The following is a 20486-nucleotide window of genomic DNA, read 5'->3' as shown; positions in this document are numbered from 1 at the left end:
CGGCGCGCGGGCTCGATAAGCCGTGTGAATGCAGGCAATAAGGCCAGGCTCCCTTGACCTTGAAGCTTGGTTGAACCTTAGAGTGATTGCGGCAGGCCTGTGTGGCCCGGCACCCGAACCATCTGCCAAGGCAATCATCGAGGAAGGTCAATGAACATGAGCAGGCGCTTCACTGAAGTCGAATTCGGATCGCAGAAGGTCGAGGTACTTGCCGGTGGCTACTACGACCGCTACCGAATGAACCCGAACCTCGACGAGGTCGCGCGCGACCCGGCAGCCGGCAACATCGATTTCTTCCGTAGAATCCCTAAGCAACTGGTCGCCTCCAGGGTCGGGCCGACGTGGGCCCCGAATTTCTATTACCGCTCAAGCAGCATCCAGCTGCTTTTTCTCGCGCCCATCGACCGGCTGAAGGCGACCCTGCCGATGCCGCTGGAGCCGCTCCGCGCGTTGCCCGGCTACGGCCTGGTGGCGCTGACCTTCTTCTCGTACTCGGTTTGCGATAACGATCCCTACGACGAAGTATCCGTCGCCATCGTCATTCGCCGGCCCGGTAGCCGGAAGCCCCATGCCCTGGAGCTGCTCGATTCCATTCGGCGACGCAGCTTCGTCGCGCATGTACTGGCATTGCCCGTGACCACCGAGATCGCCAGGGTGCGCGGCGTGCACGGTTACCAACTGCCCAAGTGGCGTGCAGATATCGAGATGAACATCGGCACTGATGTGACCGCCCGCATAGCAGGGCCCAAGGGGCTGCCGGACCTGTCCCTGAACGCGCCTCTTCCGGCTCTACAGAACGTTCAGCCACAGTCGCGCATGGGAACCACGACCATGGTGCACCTGGTCGACGGCCAGTGGCATCAGACGCAGGTGCAGACCAACACTCTGTCCTTCGCCCAGCGCCTGCTGCCGAAGGAGGTGAATCTGGTGCGCAACGGCGGTCCGCTGAGCCAACTGCTCGATGGGTTGGGAGCTACCAAGGTGCTGCGCCTGGATGTGGTCAAGGACGCGCAGATCGTACTGAACCTGCCAACCGCGCTGAAGGTTTTCGACTAAAGCGGCGGATGAATGCCGCAGATATCACTTGCAGGTCGACCAGGTCTTGGCTGTCGCCTGTGTCGTGGCGCCAGGTAGCAACTGGCGCTGGAGCAGGGCAGGGGAGTCCTGCCCGGTGTGATGTTGGCGGTCCCGCAATCCCCCCCCCTCCAAGGTCCTCACTCCATGAGCATGAGAAAAAGCAGCTTCATCAGCCAGGGAGAGCGCTGCGCTGCAACGGTCTATCTCCCTGACGGCGCCAGTCGTTCCAACAAGGTTCCTGCCATCCTGCTGATGTATGGCTGGGGTGGCGTGCAGACTTCTTTCCTACCGCCGTTCCGAGACCGATTCCTGCAATTGGGGTGTGCCGTGATGACCTTTGATTTCCGCTGCTGGGGGGAAAGCTCGGGGGAGCCGCGGCATGTGATTTCGGTCCCCGACCGCATCGCGGATGCAGAAGCCGCTCTTCAGCACCTGTCCCTTCAGCCAGAAGTGGCTTGCGACTCGATCTTCCTGTGGGGGTCATCCCTGGGTGCAGGCATCGCTTTCACCGTAGGGGAGCGACATCCCGAGCTGAAAGGAATCATTGCTCAAGTGCCCATGCTCGATGGCAAGGCTGCGTCCCGCCGTACCCCATTGCGCTCACGAATTCGCATCCTGTTGCACGCGGTGCGGGATGTCTTCAGGGGAGGGAATCCACTGTACATACCCATCGTGGCCGATGAAGGTGGCTTCGCTACCATGACGCGAGATGGAGCCGCCGGCGCCAAGGCGGCGAGTGCCGAGCTGTACGGCCCGGGCGCACCGAACTACATCGCCGCACGCTCTGTCCTGACCATGCTGGGATATCGTCCAATCGACTCGATGCGCCGGATAGCCTCCCGCACCCTGGTCATTGGCGGCAGCCGCGATACGATCGCGCCATTCGATGAGCAGTCGGTACGAAATGCCGGCAACCCGAATGTGACGGTCGTCACCCTCGACAGCAACCATTTCGAACCCTATCTGGAGCCGCACCTGAGCAGGAACCTGGACATCCAGGCTGAGTTCTTGGTGTCCGTTCTGGGGAGGGTGGCACCCAAGCTCCGCTGCTCGCATAGTTGCGCTGCGCTCTGGACCTACCGATCCAGAGCGCAGCGGACTTGCATCAGTGTTTCATCTGCCGGCTGGTGAGGAGAGTGACCACCGCTTTTGCCACCGCCTCTGCTGACTGAGGATTCTGGCCGGTAACCAGCCTGCCGTCCGTTACCACGTAGGACGTGAAAGGCAGCCAGGCTTTTCGATACCGAGCGCCCTGAGCGACGAGCCGGTCTTCGAGGAAGAACGGCACCTGGCTCCTCATTCCCGACAGTAGTTCCTCGCGATTGGAGAAGCCGGTGACGGTCCTGTCCTTGATCAGAATGTTTCCCTTGTCGTCCTTTACACCCACCAACCCGGCCACGCCGTGGCAGACCGCTGCAACGACGCCTCCCTGGGCATAGATTTTTTCGGCGGCGCGCTGAAGGTCCGGATTGTCCGGGAAGTCCCACATGACACCATGGCCACCCGTGAAATAGATGGCACTGAACCGGCTCGGGTCGACATTGGCGACCGGCACCGTGTTGGCGAGGCGCAAGCGAAATGCCGGCGACTTCATGTGCTGCCGGGCCGACTCATCCATGTACAGCCACCCCATGCTGCGTTCGTCCAGCGGAGTCTTGCCGCCTTTGGGGCTGGCAAACACGGTGGAGTAGCCCGCGGCTTCGACGACATCGGTGAAATGCGTCAGCTCGGTCAGCCAAAGTCCCGTTGTGTCGGCCCTGGACGGATAGCGGGAGTGATTGGTAACGATCACGAGGATTTGTCGATTGTCTGTCACTGCGCCAGCCGGGGTTGGCTCCGCATTGCTCAATGAAACAAACATTCCGGCCAGAGCCGCCACAGCAACGGAAAAAATAGTCTTCAGCCTCATCCTCAATTCCTTCAATGCTCGCTTTCAACAGCGCGCAAGCATGTTCACCTTCAACCTCGATTGAAGGTCAAGCCTGTCCGGGCGCTATCCAATCCTCCGAGTGGATGGGTGGGGTATGGGAGGGACCTGGCTTGACATTGAAGTTTACTTCAAGGTTACGGTGTTGCAGGCGCCAATCCCGGCCCTCGATGACGGTGCTCGTCGAGTTGCCCCTGTCCCATGGGCAGGTCATTTAGGCTCTGGAACATTAACGAATCAGGAACGATGTCATGAGTGCGCAAAACAGTATGCCTGCAGCGATGCGCTGGATGATCTACGGTGCGAATGGGTACACCGGGGAGCTGATTGCCCGCGAGGCCGCTCGGCGAGGGCTCAAGCCGGTGCTGGCCGGCCGGAGCCGGGAACGTGTCGAGGCGCTGGCACGCGAGCTTGGTCTGCAGGCCCGTGCGTTCGGGCTTGACGATGCCCCAGCGCTGGCCGGGCAGATCCAGGGGCACTCGCTGGTGCTGAACTGTGCGGGCCCGTTCTCGGCCACCGCCGCGCCCATGATGGAAGCCTGTTTGCGCGCTGGCGCGCACTACCTGGATATTACCGGCGAGATCGCCGTGTTCGAGCTGGCGCAGTCGTTGAATGGCCGTGCGCAGCAAGCCGGTGTGGTGCTTTGCCCCGGCGTGGGCTTCGACGTCATCCCGACGGACTGCGTTGCCGCTGCGCTGAAGGCGGCGCTGCCCGACGCCACGCATCTGGCGCTGGGGTTCGATTCGCGCTCGGGCTTCTCGCCCGGCACTGCCAAGACCTCGGTCGAAGGCCTGGCGCAGGGCGGCAAGGTGCGCCGCGACGGCCGGATAGTCAGCGTGCCGCTGGCCTACAAGGTGCGCCGGATCGATTTCGGCGACGGCGAGAAGGAGGCGATGACGATCCCCTGGGGCGACGTATCCACCGCCTACCACACCACCGGCATCCCCAATATCGAAGTGTTCATTCCCGGCTCACCGCGCATGATCGCCAGCGCCAGGCGCGCCAACTATATCCGGCCGTTGCTGGGAATAGGCTGGGTGCAAAGGCTGATCAAGGCGCGCATCGCCAGGACGGTGAAGGGCCCCAGCGAGGAAAAACGCGCACTGCAGCCCACCTTCGTCTGGGGCGAGGCCATCAATGCACGGGGTGAAAGGAAAACTGCGCGCATCCGCACGGCGAACGGCTACAGCCTGACCATCACCGGCTCGCTGACGGTGGTCGAATACCTGATGACGCATCAACCCGCCGGCGGCGCTTACACGCCGGCGAAGCTGGTCGGTGCCGACCTGGTGAGCCGGCTGCCGGAGTCAGGTCCCCTGCGGATTGATTAGTGCGTTCAAGTTCCGTTACGTCGCTCGAATCAATTGAGCTTCACTATCCAGCGCAGGGGAAGAAACCGCATGAAAACCCCAAGAAATGCCCATGGCCATGCAGGAACATAGGCTGTTGCGGGCTTTCGCTCGATAGCGGCCACCAAGGCTCGACATCCGGTTTCTTCGTCGACCTCGAAGGGTAGCCGCTTTGCGCCCGCATTGAGCTCGGTGCGAATGTAGCCAGGGAAGATCGCGCTGACGCGGATGGGTGTCGAAAGCAGCTCTGCGCGGATGCCTTCGGTCAGGTGGGCGAGGGCGGCCTTGCTCGCGGCATAGGTGGTCAGATGCTTGGGAAGCCCTCGCACTGCGCTCATGGAGGATATATTGACCAGGTGGCCGAAGTTCTGTTGGCGAAAGATTTCTACAGCCGCCTCGCATTGAGCCAGTGCCGCAATGAAGTTGGTTTCGGCAGTCCGCCGGTTGATGTCGAAGTGCCCCGTTCCAATGCGACGCCCCTCACCGACTCCCGCATTCACGACGATGCGATCGATGTGCCCAAAGAGTTGTTGAAACTCTCGGAAGACTTGAAAGACATCGGCATGGTTGTTCACGTCCAGAGCACGCAATTCAATCCTGACATCGTAGCGTGCGATCAATTCTCGCCGTAGATCCTCAAGCCGATCGACTCGTCTCGCGCACAGCGCCAGGTTGTAGCCACGCGCTGCGAACCCCCTGGCCATACCGGCCCCAAGTCCAGAGCTGGCGCCGGTTATAACGACGTTCTTGGCGTCGGTGTTCATTTGATTCCCTCATGGAGAAAAGGGGGGAGGATAGTGAGCCCTGGTGCTCTGCACCTTTCCCCTATAGACATGGAGCACATCCCGTCTTTGGCGCTAGCGAGCCGCACCGAAATACTGCGTTCGAGGCCACGCGCAGGAGGCTGCAGTCATGGCGGTCTTTCCTGGCTTAACTGCGGCCAGAGTCGGCCAGGATCCGAGTGAGCCCCTGGCGATAAGTCGTGACCTTGAAATCGGGGAAACGCTGCTTGTACTTAGAGGAGTCGAACAGGTTGTCGTGCTCGTACCGCGGCAGCAGCTCCCGCAATTCACGGACCTGCTTGGATATCAGGCCAACGGCCGTCAGTGTCCATTTGCCGAGAACCTTGTAGGAAGGCTCCCGGCCAAAGATCTCGGACGCCAGGGCGACGAATTGCTTGTAGGTGAGGCGGTCGTCGTCGCAGGGCAGGTGCCAGGTCTGCCCGAACGTGTCCGATGCGTTCCCCAGGGCGGCCAGCGCCCGGCTTGCATCCGGGGTCCAGATGAGCGTGCGCTTGGTATCGTCCCGCACGGGCACGCGGGGCGTCTTGCCGGCCCTGATGTTGTCGATGACCAGGGTGTTGGTGATGCTCTGCGTCTTGCCGGGCCCATAGAACTCAGGGGCACGGCCAATCACCACCGGGATGTCCCCTCGCTGCATCTCCTGCTGCACCATGGATGCCATCTGCGCGCGCACCCGGCCCTTGCGGCCGACGGGCTCGAACGGAGCGCTCTCGGTCAGCACGCGGTCATCCTGCGGATACATGTAGGTGTTGTCGAAATAGACGAACTTGGCCTTGGCCGCTCGCGCTGCATCGAGCGAGTTGCGCAGCATCACCGGGAACTGCGTTTCCCACAGTTGGGTATCCGGCGGTAGACCAGCCGTGAAGTAGACGATGCTGCTGCCCTTGACCGCCTTGGCTGCCTGATCGGCATCAAGCAGATCGGCCGCCACCAGAGCGTCGGAGTCGTTGATTTTGAGGGGCTTACGGCTGACGAGCCTTATGTCGTCCGTGTAGGTACGGCGCAGTTCTCGGGCCAACTCCATGGCGATCTGGCCGGTTGCTCCTAGAACGGTTTGCATGATGTTTCCTTGAACTGTGAATGAAGATCAATCTGCCAACTGCCTGGCCCTGGGCCGTCACGTATGCCGGGACGTCCGGCGCGAAGCCCATCTGTCGCAGCCTTTCGTACGTCGGCACTGTTCAGCGATGGTTTTTACAGCAGGGCTTTTATGCGCACCCTAAGATTGAAGCTGGCTTTAAGGTCAAGGGCATGCTTCCAGCTATTCGAGGGAGGGATGTGCGGAGATGACTGGTGTGAATATCGGTACCACCTAACTCTGGCTATCGCCTCGGCTCTCAGGCCGGTGATCGCCACAACCTGGAGGTCTTGGGCTGGTACACCTTCTTGCTGCGCCACTTCGCCAAGCCGTTCTTGCCGTTCAAATTCCCAGGCAGCGGGTAGGGGGCTTTAGCTTCGAAGGTCGTCCCGGACAGTACGCGAAAGGCAGACACAGGTTTATGGACGGCAGCGATCATCTGTATGCCTGCGAGCTCGGCCGGCTCGCGAGTGAGCGAATGGCCGCAACCCCGACTGCAACGGGCATTCCACCTTTAAGGAATGGAATTCCACTTATTTGAGGCTCCTGAGATGAACGGCGGGAAGCTCCGCACTCAGTTGCAGGAAATTGAGCTCAGGGAATCGTTCGAAACTTCTTTAGCTACCAGAGAGCGAGGAGGCGAGATCCGAGCCAAATAGTTTCAAATTCGAGCAGTCGCAAGCAAGCCAGGGTTGGCTCAGGGATTCATGGGCAGATATTTAATTTAACATAATATACATTATGCGAAGTCATGGGTAAGCGCAGCTGCAGATGGCCCTTGCAGAATTCACCAGGGAAAACCGCTCGTTTGCCCGCTTCGGCATCTTCCCCGAGTCGATCCGTCGATCTGCCGTGGCAGCTCCGCTCGATCGGCATTCATGTCCACACCTGGCCTCGCTCCCGGTTACGAACCGACTTCGTATTTCCAGTTCGCCGATCTGAAGCTCGATCTCTCGGTTGTCGGTTCACCGCAGACTCGGCGCTCGATCATTCCACGTTTCCCCAAACGGATTCGCAGGCAACCCATTCGACGCTGCCAACACCAACACCAACACCAACACCAACACCAACACCAACACCAACGCGACGCTACGTGAAATCTGCGAACCTCGCGGCCAATCCTCGTCACGCTTTTCACGTAAACGCAGCAGCTATTCGTGCAACGTACGACGCTCATGCGCCGGACTGCACCTGCAGCGATCCATGCGGCACCAGATTTTGAGCCGGCGCATTCATCGATTCGGCCCCAGGCCCAAGGCTGGACCTGGCACCAATTCTCCAGGCCTTGAGCCAATCGGCTCAGATGCGCTCGCGTGCCTTGCGCCAGTCAATCTGAAACGTCCATGGACGACGGAACGACGCTTGCGAGAAATCCATCGGCAGCCCTCGACCTTTGCAGCCGAAGCTGTCTAGAATGCGCCTTGCCGAGCCTTCGGCTTGTCGCTTCTCGCCCTGCCGGGCCAACTCCTTAGCGCGCAAGCAATATCCGATAACAGCCAGACCTGGATATTGCACGGCACCCCGGCGCGACCGCCGTTTTTCCATTTCCAGCCTTCACGATGCCGCAATCGCCACAGCCGCTGTTCGAGACCTTCGCGCGTTTCCATGAACTGAATTTCATGCAGCTGAGCGAAGAACTGCCCACGGTGCGCGACTACCTGCAGGCGTTCGCTGAAGACCTGCGGGCCATCGAGGGCTACTTCGCCGTGCGGGGCTTCCTCAAGTCCTATGGCGGCAATGAGGCCACCTATACCTCCTATCGCACCCACGTCGAGCGCCTGCTGCTGTGGGCCCTGCTGGTGGCCGGCAAGCCGCTGCTCGACCTGCGCCGGCGCGATGCCGAGGCCTTCATGGAGTTCTGCCTCAACCCGCCTGCCGAATGGGTCGGCCCGGTCGTCAAGTCGCGCTTCGTGCGTGTTGGCGGCCGCAAGCAGCTGGAGTCCGACAGCCATGTGCTGAACCCCGCCTGGCGCCCCTTCAGCAGCACCCTGGCCAAGCGCGAGCGCAAGCTCGCCACGGAGGCCATGAGCCCCCTGCCCTCGCGCCCGTACCGCATGTCCCAGGGCTCGGTGGCGCAGGTGTTCGCCGTGTGCGGCAGCTTCTTCCAGCACGCCATGGACGAAGGGCTGACCGAGGTGAACCCGTTCCGCGCGGTGAAGCAGAAGTCCGTCTACAAGCAGCACAACACCATGAACGTGGCCTCGCGTTCGCTGACGCAACTGCAATGGAGCTACGTCATCGAGACGGCCGAACTGATGGCCGCCGAGGACGCCAGCCACGAACGCACGTTGTTCATCGTGGCCACGTTGTTCGCCATGTACCTGCGCATCTCCGACCTGATCGGCCGCGACAACTGGACGCCGAGCATGGGCGACTTCCGCCGCGATACCACCGGCAACTGGTGGTTCCACGTGGTCGGCAAGGGCAACAAGGCCGCGCGCATCAGCGTGCGCGACGACTACGTGCACGGCTACCTGGCCCGTTACCGCCGCCACCTGGGCCTGCCTCCCCTGCCCTCGCCCCAGGAACGGACGCCGCTGATCGGCACCCTCAAGGGCCGCGCCGGGTTATCCGACCGCCATGTGCGGCTGCTCCTGCAGGCGCTGTTCGACCGCGCGCTGCAACGCATGGCGGCCGAAGGCTGGAGCGACGACGAAGTGGACCAGCTGCGCTCGGTCTCGCTGCACTGGCTGCGCCACACCTCGGCCACCTTCGACGCGCCGCTGCGCGACATGAAGGACCTGCAGGCCGACCTGCGCCACAACAGCCTGAGCACCACGCAGAACACCTACTACAACTCGCTGGACGAACAGCGCGCGCATTCGGTAAAGGGGCTGAAAATCAAGCGCTGATATTCAGGAAAAGCACTCCCCGAACTTTCAAGCGCGGGCGCACCACTCTTACCGTTGAACACCCGCTAATACTCCGGTGCAACCAGGGCCTGATCAGCCTGGTCAGCCTCAACGTCCCCAAGGGATCCGCGCGCCATGCCTGGCTGAACTCTGACCAAGCCCTGCCCCACCCAGGCTCACTCATCTCGCCTGAGGAACTCCCGAGGCCACCGCCCTCATGGCTATTGCGAGATGCCATCAGAAAAATATAATAAGATCGATTATCAATTGCACATGGTGCCCCAGTGTCCAGTCTTGGCCGTTCCCAGCTTGCGGAGTGCGATCTGCACAAGCTTTACACCGAGCATCATGGCTGGCTCCAGGGTTGGCTGCGGGGCAAGACCGGCTGTTCCCAGCGCGCAGCCGACCTGGCCCAGGACACTTTTCTTAGAGTCCTGCTGGCGCGTGCCCGTGGCGCAGCGGTTTACCTCGACCAGCCACGCGCCTACCTCACCACCATCGCTCGCGGGCTGGTCATCGACCACTGGCGCCGGCAACAGCTGGAGCAGGCCTGGCTGGAGGTGGTCGCACAGTTACCGGAAGCGGAAGCGCCGTCGCCGGAAACCCACCTGCTCATGCTGGAAAGCCTGATACGCATCGACCGCCTGCTCGACCGGCTCAAGCCCAAGGTTCGCCAGGCCTTCATCTGGGCCCAGCTGGAGGGCCTGACCTGTCCGCAGATCGCCCAGCGCCTGGAGGTATCCCTGGCCACCGTCGAGCGCTACCTGGCTACCGCCCTGCGCGCCTGCTACGCCCTGCATTTCGAGGAATGAGGCAATGAGCGCGCCCGCTCCCCTGTCCAACCGGACCATCGACGACGCTATCGGCTGGGCGGTGAAGCTTCAGTTCGGCGAACCCAGCGAGGAAACCCTCTCGGCTTTTCAGGCATGGCATGCCAGCAACACCGAGCATGCCTTGGCCTGGCAACGCGTGCAGTCGCTGGGCGAGGATTTCCGGCGGGTCTCCCCGCAACTCACCCGGCAGGTGCTGGAGAAGCTGCCCGCCACCAGCCTGAACCGACGCCAGGCGCTCAAGTTGCTGATGCTGCTGGGCGCCAGCGCGGCGCCGGCCTGGCTGGCCTATCGCGAGGCCCCCTGGCAACGACTGCTGGCCGAGTACAGCACCGCCACCGGCGAGATGCGCCACATCGAGTTGGCCGATGGCTCCCGCCTGGTGCTCAACACCGACACCGCCATCAGCACGCGCTTCAGTGCCACCGAACGGCGCGTGATACTGCGCCGTGGCGAGCTGCTGGTCAGTACCGCTACCGATACCTCCAGCCCGCGGCGGCCGTTCCGCGTGGAGACGCCCTTCGGCCTGCTGCAGGCGATGGATTCACGGTTCTGCGTGCGCCTGTACCCGGACTGCGCGTGGGTCAGCGTCAGCCATGGCGAGCTCAGCCTATTGCCGGCGAACGGGGCGCCGCCGCGCCAGGCGCAAACGGGGCAGGACTGGTGGTTACGCGCGACACGGGCCGAGCCAGCGCCGGCCAGGCCCTTCGCCGAAGGCGCCTGGGCCGAGGGCATCCTGGCAGCACGCGACATGCGGCTGGTCGAGCTCCTCGACGAACTGGGGCGTTACCGGGTCGGCCGCCTGGCCTGTGACCCACGGATCGCCGAGTTGCGCATCAGCGGCAACTACCAGCTCGCCGACACCGACCAGACGCTGCGTTTCCTGGCCCGCACCCACGGCTTGCAGCTCAGCTACCGCACGCGTTTCTGGGTCAACATCAGCCCGGCTTGAGCGCCTTGCGAGGTTCTTGAAATTTTTTTGAGGGGATTGGCGATCTGCTTCGGTAGAGACAGTGACATCCACTCCTTGCCGAGAGCCGTTGCATGAACGCCTTCCGCAGTCTGCCAGCCTTCTGCCCGCCAGCCAGCGTGGCACGTGGCGCCCGTTCCCTCCGTTTTGCGCTGCACCTGGCCATGGCCGCAGCGCCCCTGGCCGGGCTCCAGGCCGCCCCGCTGTCGAGTGAAAGCGTGCGCGCCTACGACATTCCCGCGGGCTCGCTGGACAGCGCAATTACCCGCTTCGCCCACGAGTCGGGCGTCAACATCGCTTTCGCCGCACACCAGCTCGATGGCCTCGCCAGCCCGGGCCTGCACGGCCGCTTCGACGCCACCCAGGCGCTGGCCCGGTTGCTGGCCGGCAGCGGTCTGGTAGCCCAGGCTCAACCTGGCGGCGGGTTCCTCCTGCGCCGTGGCGACGACCAGGCCCTGGCCTTGCCTGACGCCACCGTAACCGCCCAGCGCGAATCGGCCTGGGGCCCGGTGCAGGGCTATAGCGCCAAGCGCAGCGCCACCGGAACCAAGACCGATGCGGCCCTGCTGGACACCCCGCAATCGATCTCGGTCGTCGGTCGCCAGCAACTGGACCGGCAGAACGTGCAGAGCGTCCGCCAGGCCCTGCGCTACGTGCCCGGCGTACTCCCCGAATACCGCGGAACCGGTGGCAGCCGCTACGACACCATCCTCTACCGCGGCTTCGGCGGCGGCGTGAACTACGACTACGGCTACCTCGACGGCATGCGCCTGCTGGGTAGCAACTACGCGGTCCCGCAGGTCGACCCCTACCTGCTGGAGCGCGTCGAGGTGCTGCGCGGTCCCTCGTCGGTGCTGTACGGCCAGGCCACCCCGGGCGGCATGGTCAACCTGGTGAGCAAGCGCCCAAGCACCGATGCCGCCCACGAGGTGGAACTCCAGGTGGGCAGCCATGACCGCTACCAACTGGGCCTGGACAGCACCGGCGCGCTGGACGACGAGGGCCGCCTGGCCTACCGCGTCATTGCGCTCAAACGCACCGCCGACAGCCAGGTCGACCATTCCCGCGAGGAACGCCTGGCCCTGGCGCCGTCGCTGACCTGGCAGCCCGACGAAGACACCCGCCTGACCTTGCAGGCGCTCTACCAGGATGATCCGGACGGCGGCTACTACGGCTTCCTGCCCTACCAGGGCACGGTCAAGCCGCTGGCCAGCGGCCGGTTGTCCACGCACTTCTTCGATGGCGACGCCGACTTCGATCGCTTCCGCCGCACCCAGCAGTCCCTCGGCTACCTCTTCGAGCATCGTTTCGACGAGGTCTGGAGCGTGCGCCAGAACTTCCGCTACATGCACATGGACACCGACTACCGCAGCGTCTTCACCGCCGGGGTGAACACGGCCCAGCAGTTGCTCACCCGTCGCGTCATGTTCGACGAGGACCAGCTCGACGCCTACACCCTGGACAACCAGCTGCAGGCCGACTTCGCCACCGGCGCGCTGCGTCACACGGCCCTGCTCGGCGTCGATTACCAGCACCTGAGTTCCCGCGAACAGCAGGGCCTGGCCAGCGCCCCATCGCTGAGCGTGACGGCCCCCGACTACCACCAGGGCATCGGCAAGCCGGCGGAAACCCTGCGCACACGCCAGGTCCAGGAGCAGACCGGGCTCTACCTGCAGGACCAGATGCACCTGGGCAATTGGTCGCTGCTGCTGGGCGGCCGCGAGGACGTGGCCTCCACCGATACCGACGACCGTCGCAACGACCAGTCCACCCACCAGGGCGACCGTGCCTTCACCTGGCGCAGCGGCCTGGTCTACCAGTTCGACAGTGGCCTGGCTCCCTACGTCAGCTATTCGCGCTCGTTCCAGCCCACTGCCGGCACCGATTACCAGGGCGGCGCCTTCCAGCCGAGCAAGGGCGAGCAGTACGAGGCCGGCGTGAAGTACCAGCCGCCGAAGCAGAACGGCTTCGTCACCCTGGCGGTGTACCAGTTGACCCAGCAGAACGTGCTCACCTCCGATGCCGATCACCCCAACTTCAGCACCCAGACCGGTGAGGCGCGCTCGCGTGGCGTGGAATTGGAAGGGCATCTGGAGCCGACCCGGTCGCTCAGCCTGATCGGTGCCTACACCTACCTGGACAACGAGGTCACCCACAGCAACGACGGCAACGAAGGCAAGCGCATCACCTACATCCCGCAACACATGGCCTCGCTGTGGGCCGACTACAGCTTCCACGGCGGTGCACTGGATCGCTTCGGCGTCAACGCCGGGGTGCGCTACATCGGCACCAGCTACGCCGACGCGCTGAACACCCTCAAGGTGCCCGCCTACACCCTGCTGGACGTTGGCGCGCACTATGACCTGGCGGCACTGGACCCGAGCCTGGCCGGCTGGCAGGTGGAAACCACGGTGAACAACCTGGCGGACAAGGAGTACGTCTCGGCCTGCGCTACCGCCACCAAGTGCTTCTGGGGCGGCCGGCGCAGCGTGCTGGCCAGCGTGAAATACAGCTGGTGAGCCCGCGCGCATGTCGCTGAAACACTGGCTATGGCTGCATCGTTGGTCCAGCCTGGTCTGCACCCTGTTCCTGCTGTTGCTGTGCCTGACCGGGCTGCCGCTGGTTTTCCAGGAAGAGATCGAGCACGCGTTGCAACCAGCAATCGACCAGTCGCCCGGGGCGGAACCTCTGCCCCTGGAGCGACTGGTCGCCCTCGGCCAGGCCCGGGCGCCCGGCCTGGTGCTGCGCTACCTGATCTGGGATCACCGGGTGCCAGGACGGATCAAGCTGAATTTCGACCAGGCCCTCGACACACCGCGTGGCAACAGCCGCATCTTCACCCTGGATGCCTACAGCGGTGCGCAACTGCCCGATGACAATGCGCTACTGGAGTTCATTCTCGATCTGCACACCGACCTGCTCGCCGGCTTGCCGGGCAGCCTGCTGCTCGGCTTCATGGGCTTGCTGCTGGCGGTGTCGCTGGTCAGCGGCTGCGTGGTCTACGCGCCCTTCATGCGTCGCCTGGGCTTCGCCGAAATGCATCGCCACAGGAATGCGCGCATACGCTGGCTGGGCTGGCATAACCTGCTGGGCATCGTCAGCCTGGTCTGGTTGCTGGTGGTGGGGTTGACCGGCGTGCTCAATACCCTGGCCATTCCGCTGTTTCAGCACTGGCAGAGCGATCAACTGGCGCAACTGGTGGCGCCATACCGGGGCCAGCCGCGCGTCGCCGACCCCGTGCCGCCCGGCGTGGCGCTACGTGTCGCCGCACAGGCGCTGCCGGGCAGCCAGCCGGAATTCCTGGCCATGCCCGGCACCTTCTTCAGCAGCCCGCAGCACTATGCGGTATTCATGCGCGGGCGCACGCCGCTGACCTCGGAGATTCTCCAGCCGGTGCTGGTCGAGGCGCGCAGCGGCAAGCTCAGCGCCGTCGCCGAGCCACGCTGGTACATAGTCGCGCTGGAACTCTCGCGCCCCCTGCACTTCGGCAACTATGGCGGCCTGCCGCTGAAGCTCATCTGGGCGGCGTTCGACATCGTCGCCATCGTCGTGCTCGGCAGCGGCGTCTACCTGTGGCTGGCCCGCCATGGCGGCAAGCGAGGGCTTCGCGGCGTCGGAAACCTCCCGCCGCGGCTCCCCTAGAGATGTACCGCAAAAGGCCGCCCATACCGCCTTGCGGGGAGCACCTAGGCCCGCTCTCATCGAGCGCCCCAGTGCCCTCATTCGCTCGCCAGCGCCACCACCGGATCGAGTCGCGCCGCCTGCCGGGCCGGCATGAAGCCGAACAGCAGCCCGGTGCCCAGGGCACAGACGAAGGCGGTGAGTATGCCCCGCAGCGAGAAGATGATCGGCACCTCCCAGAGGATCAGTGCCGCGCCTATGCCCAGGCCTATCACCGTGCCCGCCACGCCGCCGACCAGCGACACCAGCATGGCCTCGCTGAGGAACTGGCGCAGGATGTCGCGCTGGCGGGCCCCGGTCGCCAGGCGGATGCCGATCTCGCGCGTGCGCTCGCGGACCGTCATCAGCATGATGTTCATCACCCCGATGCCCCCCACCACCAGGGACACCGCGGCGATCAGCCCGAGCAGCAGGGTCAGCGTCTGCTGAGTGTCCTGCTGCGCCTTGACCGAGGCCGCGCGGTCGTAGACGTGGAAGTCCTGCACGTGGTGGGCCTCAGCCAGCGTCGCGGTGATCTGCCGGGCGGTGGCCGCGGATTGCTCCAGGTCATCGATCAATACCGAGATCCACGACAGGTCGAGGCGGCCGAGCACACGGCGGCTACCGGTGGAAAACGGCGCCATGACCACATCGTCGTCGTCGGCATCCCCCGATAGCGCGCCCTTCTCCTCCAGCTCGCCGATGACCTGGAACGGCACGTTGTCGACCAGCACGTAGCGCCCCAGCGGATCGAGGTCGCCGAACAGGCGCTCGCGCACCTTCTTGCCCAGCAGCAGCACCGGTGCGAGGGTGCGCTCGTCTTCCCAGGTGAAGAGCTGTCCGCGGGCCGGCTTCCAGTTGAGCACCCGTTGCGCATCCGGCGTCACCGCCCACAGCGGGCCGAGCGTATCGACGTTGCCGGCGCGCAGCGTCACCTGGCCCTGGACGAAGGGCATCGCCACGCTGACGTTGGGCACCTGCCGCAGCAGCGCCGCGTCGGCTTCGCTCAGCGTGCCGCCGGGGCCGCGCGCGCTGTCGCCGCCGGGCACCACGTAGAGGCGGTTGGTGCCGAAGATCGCCATCCGCGCGATGACCTGTTCCTGGGTGCCGGCGCCCACGGCCAGCATCACGATCACCGAGGCCACGCCGATGACGATGCCGAGCAGCGTCAGCAGGGTGCGGAAGCGGTTGAGCCACATCACCCGCCAGGCGCTGCGGATGGCCTCGCGCGCATCGGTCCACGGCGAGGCCGCGCGCGCCACGCCCTCGGCCATCGCCGCCATGAAATCATGCCCGGCCCCGCCCTGCTCCACCGCGGCGTCGGCGGAATCGCTGACGATGCGCCCGTCGTGGATCTCCACCACGCGCCGCGCCTTCGCCGCCACGTCGCGGTCGTGGGTGATGAGGATGATCGTGTGGCCGGCGTCCGCCAGTTCCGCCAGCAGCGCCATCACCTCGGCGCCGCTCTTGCTGTCCAGGGCTCCGGTCGGCTCGTCGGCGAGGATGATGCGCCCGCCGTTCATCAACGCGCGGGCGATCGACACCCGTTGCTGCTGGCCGCCGGAGAGCTGGTGGGGACGGTTGCCCAGCCGCTCGCCCAGGCCCAGGCGCTCGAGCAACTGGCGGGCGCGGCCGTCGCGCTCGGCCGCGGGCACGCCGGAATAGACGGCGGGCATCTCGACATTGCGCAGGGCATCCAGCGTGCGGATCAGGTGGTAGCCCTGGAACACGAAGCCGAACGCCTCGCGGCGCAGCCAGGCCAGTTGGTCGGCGTCGAAGGCGCCGATGTCCTGCCCGGCGAAGCGGTAGCTGCCTGCGCTGGGCCGGTCCAGGCAGCCGAGGATGTGCATCAGCGTGGACTTGCCCGAGCCGGAGGCGCCCATGATGGCGACGAACTCGCCGGCGCCGATCGACAGGTCGATGCCGTGCAGCACCTCCAGCGCCGGGCTGTCGCCACCGCCGTAGGTCTTGCGGATGTCGCGCAGTTCGATCAGCGGCGCTACCACCGGAACCTCCCGGCGCCGGCGTGCTGCCGGTGGATCGCGGTGACCAGCCGTTCGCCGGCCGCCAGCCCGGAGAGCACCTCGGCATGCAGGCGGTCGCGCACGCCGATGCGCACCTGGCGCGTTTCGATGCCGCCGCCGGCCTGGACCTGCGCAGTGTAGGCATCCGCCTTGCCGGCGCCGGCCTTCAGCGCCGCCAGGGGCGCCAGCAGCACATGGCTGGCGCTGGCCTGCACGAAGAACACCTGGGCGCTCATCTGCGGCATCAGCGCGCCATCGGCGTTGTCCACGTCGAACAGCACGGTGTAGAGCACCACCTTGCCCGCCGGCGGCGCCGTCGTGGCCTGGGCGCCGCCCTGCTCGCGCGCCTGCCCCGGCGGGTTCGGCGGCGCCGGCAGGACCTGGCGCACCCGGCCGCGCCAGCGCCGCACGCCGCTCTCGGTCTGGCTGCCCAGGGTGGTGAAGTACACCGGCATGCCGGGGTGGATGCGGCCGATGTCGGCCTCGGACACCTCGGTCCACACCGTCATCTGCGACAGGTCGGCGATGCGCAGCAGGTTGGGCGTCTGGTAGGTGGCGTTGAGGGTCTGGCCCTCGCGCGCATCGAGGGTGACGACGGTGCCGGCCATCGGCGCGTAGATACGGGTGTAGCCCAGCTGCGCCAGGTCGCCCGTCAAGGTGGACTGCGCCCCGACGACCTGCGCCGTGAGGTCGGCGATCCGCGCCACCGCCACGCGCAGGCCGGCCTCGGCGACCTGCAGGTCCTCCAGGCGGGTAGCGCCATGGACGTGCATCTGCTGCTGCCGTTGCGCGTCCTGCTGGGCCAGGTCGCGCTGCGCCTGCGCCGCGGCCAGCTGCGCGCGCAGGCTGTCGAGCGCGGCGCGGTCGGCATCGACCTTGGCCTGCTGCAGCGACGGGTCGATCTCCACCAGCAACTCGCCCTTGCGCACCACGCTGCCGGGGTGCACCGCGATGCGCCGGATCGCGCCCGAAGCCTGGGCGCCCACGTCCACGTAGCTCTGCGGCTGCAGGGTGCCCACGGCGCTCACGCTGGCTTCGATGTCACCGTAGCCGACGGGCACGCTGTCGACGGTCTGCACAGTGCGCAGCAGCGTCCACCAGAGCAGCCCGAGCAGCAGCGCCAGCGGAACCAGGAAGGGCAGGAAGCGGAGGAAAGGGTTGCGGCGGGGGAGCATCGACGACCTCGTGGCAGCGAAGCGCAGCCCGTGGGCCGCGCCAGGGTATGCCGGTTACCAGGCACCGGCAGGCTGGCCGCCCGCCCCGGCGCGGCGGCACCGGGGCGGGCTTGCAGCGGGTTAGAAGGTGGTGCGCAGCGAGGCCAGCAGGGTGCGCGGCTCGCCGTAGTAGTTGCCGGCGGCGCCGGCGATCGACTGGTAGTACTTGCGGTCCAGGATGTTGCTGCCGTACAGGCCGACGCTCCAGTCGGGCAGGAACTGGTAGGCCACGTGGGCATCCAGGGTCGCATAGCCGCCGCCGTTCCACTCGCCGCTGCTGTCCTTCCAGCCGGTGGAGCTGGTGGCATAGGCCGCGCCGCCGATGCTCCATTGGCGCCAGGCGCCGGGCAACTGGTAGTCGGAGGCCAGCTTGAACAGGTGCCTGGGGGCCACCATGCTGAACGGCGCGCCGGCATTGGTGCTGTCGTCCAGCGACTTGACGTCGTCGTAGGTGTAGCCGGCGGAGAGCGTCCAGCCCGGCAGCAGCATGCCGCTGACCTGCAGTTCCAGGCCCTGGCTGCGCGCCTTGCCCTGGGCCAGGTAGTAGCCGGGGAAGCGCGGGTCGGACAGGGCGCGGTTGCTCTCGTCGATCTGGAACAGCGCCGCCGAGGCGTTGGCCCGGCCGCCGAGGTATTCGCCCTTGATGCCCAGCTCGTACTGCTTGCCCTCGACGGGTTCGATCAGGCTGCCGGCCTCGGTGTAGAAGCCGCTCTGCGGCTTGAAGATCGAGGTGTAGCTGGCATAGGCCGAATAGGTGTCGTCGAGCGCATAGACCAGCCCGACGATGGGCGAGAACTTGCCCTTGACGTGCGTATCGGAGGGCGGCGTGCCGAAGTAGTTGTCATAGGCGTCGGCGGGCTTGATGCGCGCATGCCACCAGGTCATCCGCCCACCGGCGACCAGCGTCAGCGGGTCGGCCAGGTGCAGGCGCACGTTGCCGTAGACCCCGTACTGCTCGATCAGCGTCCAGTTCTCGTTGTGCCGGCCGCCGGCGAAGTCCTTCGAGTAGAGCGGGTTGCTGCTGAACACGTCCTCGAAGTAGTCGCCCCAATCGTCCAGGCCGCTGGTCTCGGTGTTGATGAAGCGCTGGGTGTTGTGGGTGTTCTCGTGCAGGTAGTTGGCGCCGAAGGTCAGCTGGTGCTCGCGGCCGAACAGCGAGAACGGCCCGCTGGCGTAGGTGTCCACGGCCTGCTGGCGATCCTCGCTCTGGTAGTTGTAGCTGTAGGGGTTGCCGATGTTGGTGCCCGGCTCCAGCGGGCCGCCGGGAATGCCATTGAGGAAGTGGGTGTCGATGGTGAGGTAGTTGTAGGTGAGCTTGGCCTTCCAGTCGTTGGCCAGCTGCCGTTCGACCTCGGCGAAGGCGTTGCTGCGACGGTTGCTCAGGGCGTTCCAGCTGGCGCCCAGATATGTGGAGCGAGATACGTCGAGCAAGCGCCCGTCCGAGTATCCGGGCAGGCCGTACATGGGCTTGGCGGTGGTTTCGCTATGGCTGATGCCGGTGCGCAGGGTGGTGTCCGGATCGGGATCGACCTCCAGGGTGCCGTAGAACTGCTGGTCACGCTGCCAGGTGCCATCCTGCATCTGATGGCCATAGCCGGTCAGCCCGACGAAGCGCCCGCGCAGGCTGCCTTCGTCGTTCAACGGCCCGCCCACGTCCAGTTGCTCGCGGTGGGTGCTGCGGCTGCCGGCCAGCACTTCCGCCGAACCCTGGAACTGCGCCGGCGCCTGCTTGCGCACCAGGTTCACCACCCCGCCATCGCCACCGAAGCCGTTGAACAGCCCGGCCGGCCCGCGCAGCACCTCGACCTGCTCGTACATGGCCAGGCTATCGGCGATGGTCGCCGCGCCGCCGGCGGGGATCGCCGTGGGCACGCCGTCGAGCTGGAAGGTGCCGATCGGGAAGCCGCGCGCGTAGTAGTCGGTGGCCATCGGGTTGGCCAGGCTGACGGTCACCCCGGGGCTCTGGCGCATGGCGTCGTCGAGGTTCTTCATTTTCTGCTGCTGGATCTGTTGCTGGCCGACCACGCTGACCGACTGCGGTATCTCGCGCTGGCTCAGCGGCGTCTTCGAGCCAACCGTGGTGGCGGGATTGACCCTCTGCGCGATCGCGTCGGGCTCGCTACCGACCACCGTCATCGGCGACAACTCCAACTCCGCCGCGCCGGTGGTGGGAATGGCCTGCAGCGTGTAGCTGCCGTCGCCCTGCTCCACCGCCTGCAGCCCCGTACCGGACAGCAACAGGTCGAATGCTTCGTCCAGCCTGTAGGTTCCATGCAAACCGGCGCTGCTCTTGCCCGTCGTCACCGCGCCGGGAACACTCAGCAGCACATCGGCCTGATCCGCCAGTTGGTTGAGCGCCGCCGACAACGGCCCGGCCGCGATGTCGAAACGCTTCGCCACGGTCCGCCCGGCGCTGACGGCGGCCTCGACCCGCGTGGCGACGCTCGCCCCCATGGCCGCCACGGTGACGGCGCCCAACAGCGCGCAGCGCACTGCCAGCGAAAGGGGACGACGCGCGAAGTGCAGGAGCAGGCGGGGGCGGCCGGTGGAAACGGCGCGCGACCGGAACGATGGGCAGAACATAGGACGATTTCCCTGGAATGACGGTTGGCAAGGCGAGGGCCAGCGCCGCTACGGCAGGCGCCGGAGCCCTGGCAGCGGCCGCCTGGGTGGGCTCGTCTGCCGGGCGCGCTCGGGGCGCT

The 20486-nt window shown here is 65.5% G+C and carries 14 protein-coding genes; 8 read left to right on the top strand and 6 right to left on the bottom strand.

What is annotated here, in order from left to right; genetic code table 11:
• Positions 1 to 150 precede the first annotated feature (150 nt).
• Positions 151 to 1056, top strand: coding sequence for an acetoacetate decarboxylase (locus BM060_RS24190; RefSeq protein ID WP_074983788.1), 906 nt, complete (start codon positions 151 to 153; stop codon positions 1054 to 1056).
• A 165-nt stretch (positions 1057 to 1221) separates the two neighbouring features.
• Complete coding sequence (locus BM060_RS24185; protein WP_159458827.1) at positions 1222 to 2208, top strand: alpha/beta hydrolase; 987 nt, start codon at positions 1222 to 1224, stop codon at positions 2206 to 2208.
• Here the strand turns inward: BM060_RS24185 and BM060_RS24180 are convergent.
• Entirely contained in the window at positions 2183 to 2938 is a 756-nt protein-coding gene (locus tag BM060_RS24180) for a type 1 glutamine amidotransferase domain-containing protein (protein WP_371857842.1), read from the bottom strand. The genes BM060_RS24185 and BM060_RS24180 overlap by 26 nt on opposite strands.
• A gap of 317 nt (positions 2939 to 3255) precedes the next feature.
• Between BM060_RS24180 and BM060_RS24175 the strand changes: the two genes are divergently transcribed.
• Positions 3256 to 4335: a saccharopine dehydrogenase family protein gene (locus BM060_RS24175; protein ID WP_135499925.1), complete on the top strand. Its 1080-nt coding sequence runs from the start codon at positions 3256 to 3258 to the stop codon at positions 4333 to 4335.
• A 29-nt stretch (positions 4336 to 4364) separates the two neighbouring features.
• On the opposite strand, the gene BM060_RS24170 is transcribed toward BM060_RS24175, so the two are convergent.
• Positions 4365 to 5117: an SDR family oxidoreductase gene (locus tag BM060_RS24170; protein ID WP_074983781.1), complete on the bottom strand. Its 753-nt coding sequence runs from the start codon at positions 5115 to 5117 to the stop codon at positions 4365 to 4367.
• 166 nt (positions 5118 to 5283) lie between these two features.
• The gene (locus BM060_RS24165; protein WP_074983778.1) at positions 5284 to 6216 is read right to left on the bottom strand and encodes an NAD-dependent epimerase/dehydratase family protein; all 933 of its coding nucleotides are present in this window, start codon (positions 6214 to 6216) and stop codon (positions 5284 to 5286) included.
• A 1577-nt stretch (positions 6217 to 7793) separates the two neighbouring features.
• Here BM060_RS24165 and BM060_RS24155 point away from each other — a divergent pair.
• The 5 genes from BM060_RS24155 (at position 7794) to BM060_RS24135 (ending at position 14528) form a co-directional block, all read left to right on the top strand.
• Positions 7794 to 9086: a tyrosine-type recombinase/integrase gene (locus tag BM060_RS24155; protein ID WP_174672453.1), complete on the top strand. Its 1293-nt coding sequence runs from the start codon at positions 7794 to 7796 to the stop codon at positions 9084 to 9086.
• 284 nt (positions 9087 to 9370) lie between these two features.
• On the top strand, positions 9371 to 9898 hold the full coding sequence (locus tag BM060_RS24150) for a sigma-70 family RNA polymerase sigma factor (RefSeq protein WP_074983776.1): 528 nt from the start codon (positions 9371 to 9373) through the stop codon (positions 9896 to 9898).
• A gap of 4 nt (positions 9899 to 9902) precedes the next feature.
• Entirely contained in the window at positions 9903 to 10868 is a 966-nt protein-coding gene (locus BM060_RS24145; RefSeq protein WP_074983773.1) for a FecR domain-containing protein, read from the top strand.
• Between the two features lie 92 nt (positions 10869 to 10960).
• Positions 10961 to 13405: a TonB-dependent siderophore receptor gene (locus tag BM060_RS24140; RefSeq protein WP_083426833.1), complete on the top strand. Its 2445-nt coding sequence runs from the start codon at positions 10961 to 10963 to the stop codon at positions 13403 to 13405.
• Positions 13406 to 13415: 10 nt separating this feature from the next.
• Positions 13416 to 14528 (top strand): PepSY-associated TM helix domain-containing protein, encoded by a 1113-nt coding sequence (locus BM060_RS24135; RefSeq protein WP_074983770.1) that lies wholly within the window; start codon positions 13416 to 13418, stop codon positions 14526 to 14528.
• Positions 14529 to 14605: 77 nt separating this feature from the next.
• On the opposite strand, the gene BM060_RS24130 is transcribed toward BM060_RS24135, so the two are convergent.
• From BM060_RS24130 to BM060_RS24120, 3 genes are all read right to left on the bottom strand, one after another.
• Entirely contained in the window at positions 14606 to 16552 is a 1947-nt protein-coding gene (locus BM060_RS24130; RefSeq protein ID WP_074983767.1) for a MacB family efflux pump subunit, read from the bottom strand.
• Complete coding sequence (locus tag BM060_RS24125; RefSeq protein ID WP_074983765.1) at positions 16546 to 17745, bottom strand: efflux RND transporter periplasmic adaptor subunit; 1200 nt, start codon at positions 17743 to 17745, stop codon at positions 16546 to 16548. The genes BM060_RS24130 and BM060_RS24125 overlap by 7 nt, the downstream gene beginning before the upstream one ends.
• 120 nt (positions 17746 to 17865) lie before the next feature.
• A complete protein-coding gene (locus BM060_RS24120) occupies positions 17866 to 20367 on the bottom strand; it encodes a TonB-dependent siderophore receptor (RefSeq protein WP_074983762.1) in 2502 nt (833 codons plus the stop codon).
• Between the last annotated feature and the right edge of the window lie 119 nt (positions 20368 to 20486).

It is taken from the genome of Pseudomonas citronellolis (genome assembly GCF_900112375.1).
Taxonomy (GTDB): Bacteria; Pseudomonadota; Gammaproteobacteria; order Pseudomonadales; family Pseudomonadaceae; genus Pseudomonas; species Pseudomonas citronellolis.
Note: the sequence above shows the minus strand (reverse complement) of the source record. Positions and strands in the feature narration are given on the sequence as shown.